Source organism: Streptomyces muensis (assembly GCF_021474425.1).
GTDB classification, from domain to species: domain Bacteria; phylum Actinomycetota; class Actinomycetes; order Streptomycetales; family Streptomycetaceae; genus Streptomyces; species Streptomyces muensis.
Window position 1 is genome coordinate 1 of the sequence record NZ_JAKEIP010000379.1, and the last position, 6,023, is coordinate 6,023.

Annotated in this window: 3 protein-coding genes; 2 read left to right on the forward strand and 1 reads right to left on the reverse strand. The window is 72.9% G+C overall.

Translation table 11 applies throughout. From position 1 onward, the window contains the following. Positions 1–6 precede the first annotated feature (6 nt). A complete protein-coding gene (locus tag L0P92_RS41180; protein ID WP_372497421.1) occupies positions 7–1,437 on the forward strand; it encodes a histidine-type phosphatase in 1,431 nt (476 codons plus the stop codon). A 56-nt stretch (positions 1,438–1,493) separates the two neighbouring features. Here the strand turns inward: L0P92_RS41180 and L0P92_RS41185 are convergent, their stop codons facing one another. After that, on the reverse strand, positions 1,494–2,918 hold the full coding sequence (locus L0P92_RS41185) for an NsdA family TPR-like regulatory protein (RefSeq protein ID WP_234768262.1): 1,425 nt from the start codon (positions 2,916–2,918) through the stop codon (positions 1,494–1,496). A 723-nt stretch (positions 2,919–3,641) separates the two neighbouring features. Between L0P92_RS41185 and L0P92_RS41190 the strand changes: the two genes are divergently transcribed. Continuing rightward, positions 3,642–5,750, forward strand: a complete 2,109-nt coding sequence (locus tag L0P92_RS41190) for an asparagine synthase-related protein (protein ID WP_234768263.1) — start codon at positions 3,642–3,644, stop codon at positions 5,748–5,750. Positions 5,751–6,023: the final 273 nt, after the last annotated feature.

A 6,023-nucleotide genomic window follows, 5' to 3' on the forward strand; every position in this document is an offset into this window, starting at 1 on the left:
CGGATCCTGACCCCAGCCCTGGCCCTCGGCCTGGCCACCCTCCTGGCCACCCTCCTGGCCACCGCCCCAGCTGCCCCCGCCGTCGCCGCCACGAACACCCCCACCCCCCCCCCCATCCCCGCCCTCACCCGCGACAGCTACGGCACCAAGGCGACCTACGCCCCCGGCCAGAACGCCCGCACCTACCAGCGTCCCCCCGCCGGCTTCACCCCCGTCTTCACCGAGAACGTCTCCCGCCACGGCTCCCGCGCCGCCACCGACGGCGAGGACGCCGACCTGGTCCTCGCGCTGTGGGAGAAGGCCGAGGCGGCCGGTCGCCTCACCGCGAAGGGCCGCGAGTTCGGCCCGAAGGCGCGGGCGCTGCAGAACGCCATGAGCACCGTCGGCTACGGCGATCTCAGCGGGCGCGGCAGGCGCGAGATCCACGACACGGCCGTACGGATGCAGCGGCGGCTGCCGGGCCTGTTCAGGAAGATCGCCGGCGAGAAGGAGAAGATCGACGTCGTCAGCTCGGGGCAGGGGCGCGCCGTCGACAGCGCGAACCTGTACGCCGCGGGGCTGGCCCAGGCCGACCCCGCCCTGAAGCCGCTGATCGGCCCGACCCGCACGGACGTCGACCTGCTGTACTTCCACAAGGCGGCCGGCGGCGCGGCCTACCGGGAGTACATCGCGCACGACCAGCGCCTCGCGAGCACCCTGAAGTCGATCACCGACCAGCCCGCCACCCACCGCGCCGCCCGGGACGTACTGAAGAAGCTCTTCAAGGGCGACTTCGTCGACCGGCTCTCCGACGCCGACCGCGTGGCCGCCGCCACGGCCGTCTACAACCTGTACGCCATCGCGCCCGCCATGAGCGACGAGAGCCCCGGCGGCAGGGGCTGGGGCATGGAGCGGTTCATGTCCAGGCGGGACGCGGCCTGGTTCGGGTACCTGAGCGATGTCGAGGACTTCTACGAGAAGGGCCCGGGCTTCGCCGGCAGCGACATCACGTACAAGATGGCGGACGTCCTGCTCGACGACTTCTTCGAGCAGGTCGAGGCCAAGCGCGCCGGTGCCAGCGATCTGGGCGCCGAACTGCGCTTCACCCACGCCGAGGAGATCATCCCGCTGGCCGCGCTGATGGGCCTGCCCGGCAGCACGCAGGGCGCCACGGCCGAGCGCCCGTACACCTACGCCGACAACGCCTGGCGAGGCGCGTCCGTGGCACCGCTCGGCTCGAACGTCCAGTGGGACGTCTTCCGCAAGGACGGCAAGGGCGGCAACGCGGACACCTACCTGGTGCGGATGCTCTACAACGAGAAGGAGACCGCCTTCAAGACCGGCTGTCACCCGATCGCGAAGAACAGCGCCTTCTACGACCTCGACGAGCTGGAGCGCTGCTTCGGACGTACGGACAGCGCGCCGGGCGCCCGCGACTCCCTGACGCCGACGCCGTAGGGCCGCCACGGCCGGCGGCTCGGACTGCCGAGCCGCCGGTCTCATGGACGCGCCGCCTACGCGGGAGCCATCAGCAGCGGCCGTGCACGTTCCCGTAGCTCGACCACGCGCGGTTCGTCGCCGTACGGCTCCAGGCGGTGCAGCAGGTCCTTCACGTACTCCGTGGTGCGCGCGGACGATATCCGCCCCGCGACCTCCACCGCCCGTACGCCCTGCTCGCAGGCCGCGTCGAGGTTGCCCGACTCCAGTTCGGCGACCGCCGAGACGACCAGCCGCAGCCCGTGCGAGCGCACGAACTCCTCCGTCGGCTTCGACAGCGCCTGCTCCGTGAACCGCCGTACCTGACGTGGTGCCTTCAGGTCCCGGTAGCACTCGGCGGCGTCCGCGGCGAAGCGGTCGTAGGAGTAGAAGCCGAGCCAGGACGGGTCGTTGTCGCCCTCCCTGGACCGCTCCAGCCAGCCTTCCGCCGCCTTGAGGGCGGCGCCGGCCGCCTGTGCGTCACCCGCGCGCGCGTGTGCGCGTGCCTCGACGAGGCGGAAGAAGCTCATGGTGCGGGCCGTGGCCAGCCCCCGGTTGCGTTCCAGCGCGGCCTGGGCGAGGTCGACGCCCTCGTCGCCGAAGCCCCGGTAGGTCGCCTGGAGCGACATCGACGCCAGTACGTACCCGCCGAGGGGTACGTCGGCCGCCGCTCGGGCCAGGCGTAGCGCCTGGATGTAGTAGCGCTGGGCGGCCTCCTGTTGCCCGGTGTCGAACGCCATCCACCCGGCGAGACGGGTGAGTTCGGCACTCGCGCCGAACAACGCCCGGCCGACCTCGTCGGAGTACGAGCCGAGCAGCAGCGGCGCCGCCTCCACCCGTAAGCACTCGGGCACCATGGACGAACGCCAGTCGCCGCCTCCGTACTTGGAGTCCCAGCGCCTGGCGTCCTCGGCGGCCTCCCGCAGCTTCTGCACATCGCTGTGGCCGACTTTGAGCGGTGCGCCGGAGCCCTCGGAGGGGCTCGCGTCACGCGCGACCGAACTGTCGGCCGGGGTTATCAGCCACCGTGAGGCGGGCGTTGCGTATGCGCTTACCGCGAACGAACCGGCCAACGACTGCCAAATGCCGCCGGAGCCGGCGCGCCGCCCGGCGAGGTCGAGACGGTAGAGCTCCGTCGCCGACTTCACCGCCTGTCCGACGTCCCGGGGGAAGGCGAGGCCCACTTCGGGTGCGGGGTCCGCGTCCGCCAGGCCGATCTCGTGGAGCGGCACCGGGCGGCCCAGCTTCTGGCCGATCGCGGCGGCGATGAGGTGCGGCGCGGCACCCTGCGGCACCATGCCCTTCGACACCCAGCGCGCCACCGACGTCTTGTCGTAGCGAAGAGTCAGGCCCCGCTGAGCGCCAAGGTCGTTGACGCGTCGGGCGAGTCCTGCGTTGCTGATTCCCGCGAGGGCGAGAACGGCGCCGAGCTTTTCGTTCGGCCCGCGTTGCTCCCTGGACATGCGCCACCCCTCGACACAGACGGCTGCCGCGCTGGCATAACCACGCGGCATTCGTAAACCCAGCGTAGTTCGCCGCATCCCAAGCGTTAAGGGGCATTCTTCCGGATGGCGGGATTGTGGTCCGTACTCAAGTGCGCACCCCCTACGCACAGTTGTGACGTGCTCCCGCTGTGTGGCTGTGCGCCCGTCCGTGCGCTCTTCTCCAGCCACCGGGGGAGCGGTTCCATGGCTCATGCGTGGGTCGGCCCGCTGTACTGGATCCAGTGGGCTGGGGGATTCCGCCGCCTACATCCCCGCGGGCGGCGGAACGGTCCGGGGGGCGTACACCGTTCCCCGGACTGCGCGCATCGCGAGCACACCGAGTAGTGCGCAGGGGTTGCACGGAGTGTGCGTGAGCCTGTCCTCACGCCGCTGATTTGGCCGAAAATCGACCCCGCCCAGCCCGGGTGATTACCGCTCCCACCATGGGACTTGAGGGCGCGAAGGGCGTTTTCGGGGAGCGTATCGGGGGCGCATTCGCGTCGCAGCCATCGGCCCGATCCCCTTGTCTCGTGCGGGCGTTCGGATCGCGCGACGCTCTTCAACGGCCGTCATCCGCACCTGGCGCTCGCACAAATCCGAGATCTCGAGCGGCTCCGCCGCCGCTCCGGCACGCGTCCTTCATGGCAGCATGGTGACCGGTTCGTACGGTGCACTGGTTGTCCACAGCCTGTGGAGGCGGCGATGCGGTGGTTGGTGGGATGGAGCAGCACCACCGCGGTGGCCGCCGGTATCGGCTCCGCGGGGGCCACCGGAAGCGACGGCGAGACCGTGCACCCGGTCGGCTCCCAACTCCTGTGGGGCGACCCCGATCCACTGTGGGCCGTCGGCGACTGGCGCCCGGACGAGGTGCGCGTGGTCAAGGCGGACGCGCAGAACAGGATCGCGGTCCTCGGCACCTGCGGCGCGAGTGACGAGCAGCTGCGCCTCGGACTGTTCGCCGCGCGCGGGGGCGCACTTCGGCATCTGACGGCCTGGTCCGGCAGCTACACGGCCGTCGTCCAGGTCGGCCGCCGGGTCACGGTGTGCGGCGATCTGGCGGGCGCGCGGCCGGTGTTCTACACCCCCTGGGCGGGCGGGACGGCCTATGCGACCGCCGCGCTCCCCCTCGCCGACCTCATCGAGGCCAACCTCGACTTCGGCCACCTAGCGGCACTGTTGGCCGCCCCCGACGTACCCGCCGCCCTGCACGACTCCACCCCGTACGACGGCGTACGGCGCATTCCGCCGGGGCATGCGCTCATCCTGCGCACCGGGGCGCGCGAGATCGCCGGGTACGAGCCGGTCGCCTCGCTCGCGGTCGCGGCACCCACCGCCGACCCGGACAGCGCGGTGGACGCCGTACGCGACGCCTTGGTGGAGGCGGTACGCGCGCGTCTGTCCGCGCCCCGCCATGTCCCCGGCGCCGACATAGACCCAGGCCCGGTCCCGGGCATGGGCCCCGCCGAACGGCGTGCCGCGCGCGGGATGCCGGTACCGGGCATCGGCGCGGACCTCTCCGGCGGCCCCGCGTCGGGAACCCTGGCCCTCCTCGCCGCCGGCCTCCCGGGGATGCCGGGCACGGTCCTGGGCCACGGCACGGGCGCGGGGGAGCGACTGCTGGCGGTCACCTTCAACGACCTCGCGGTGGGCGGCCGCGAGGCCGAGTTGGAACGTGCGGGAACCCTCGCGGCCAACCCCCGCCTGCACCACGTGGTGGTGACGGGCGGCGAGGAGACACTGCCGTACGCCGACCTGGACGGCCCTCTGACGGACGAGCCGGGCCCGAGCCTGGTGACGGCGGCGCGACACCGCGCGCGGCTCGCCGCCGGCAGCGCCGACCACTTCACGGGCTACGGTGCCCGCCAGGTCCTGGACGCCCACCCGGCCCGCCTGGCCGACCTCCTGATGGACCGCAAACGCCGTCACCTGGTCCGCCCGGTCGCGGCGCTGGCGAAGGCGGACGGCTCGGTGCTGGTCCCCGCGCGCGTGTACGGCGCCGCACGAAAGCTGGCCCGCACGCCGTACCGCACCGGTCTGGACTCGCTGGCCGCCCGCCTCATGGACCGTCGCTTCGACGAACCCGGAGGTGCCGTAGGGGCGTCGCTCGCCGCCCTCACCTGGGCCAGACCGGGCCCGGCGGCCCGCTGGCTGACCGGCGAGGCCCTGGCTGAAGTATCGGTTCGCCTGCAAGCCGCGACGAGCCGCAACGGCGTGGGCCCCGGCCAGCGCCCCGGCGACCACCGCGCGCGTGCCGCCCTCGCCCGCCACGCCGCCGACATCCGCGTCCTGGAACAAGCCGCCGAGATCCGCTCCCAGCGCCTGCACACCCCGTTCCTCGACAACCAGGTGGTACGCGCGTGCCGCGCGCTCCCCGAAGCCCTGCGCGTCCAGCCCGGCGCCCGCGCCGCCATCCTCCGCACGGTCCTGGAGGGCGCCGGAGTCGCCGACCTCCCGGCCGGCTGGGGCGCCCCGTCCCACGCCCCGGCGGCAGCGGCGGCCCGCACCGGCCTCCGGGTGTCGGTCGACCCCCTCATGACCCTCTTCGGCACCCCCCTCCTGGCCCAGGCGGGCCTGGTCGAGGCCCGAGTCGTCCGCAAGGCCCTCCGCGCCGCCGCCGAAGGCGAACCCCTCCCCCTCGACGGCCTCGCCGACCTCGTCTCCCTGGAACTCTGGCTACACCGCCTGCTCTCCCGCCGAGGCACCTGCTGGACCGGCACCCCCGCCCGCCAACGAGCCGTCCCAGCAGGCATCAAGCCCCAACGCGGAGCCCTGGGAACGGGAGTGGGCCACTCCAGCCCGTCAGGCGTCTGACCCCGACCACACTTTCGCCTCGTGCAACGCCGTGGGGCACTCCGTCCCCAGCCCGCACCCACCCCCGAACCCACCGACCTGCGGGGGGCGTTGCCTCAAGTCCGGAGGCGTCCGCATTCGGCGCCGGGCCGCCATTCTCAGCCTGTCCGGCGTTTGAGGACGAGCGTCACTTCCCAGCGCTGGCCCAGGCACCTTCCAGCCCGTCCGGCGTTTGAGGACGAGGCCGGAGGCCGATGGGGGTCCAGGGGGCGCAGCCCCCTGGCGGGGTCGAAG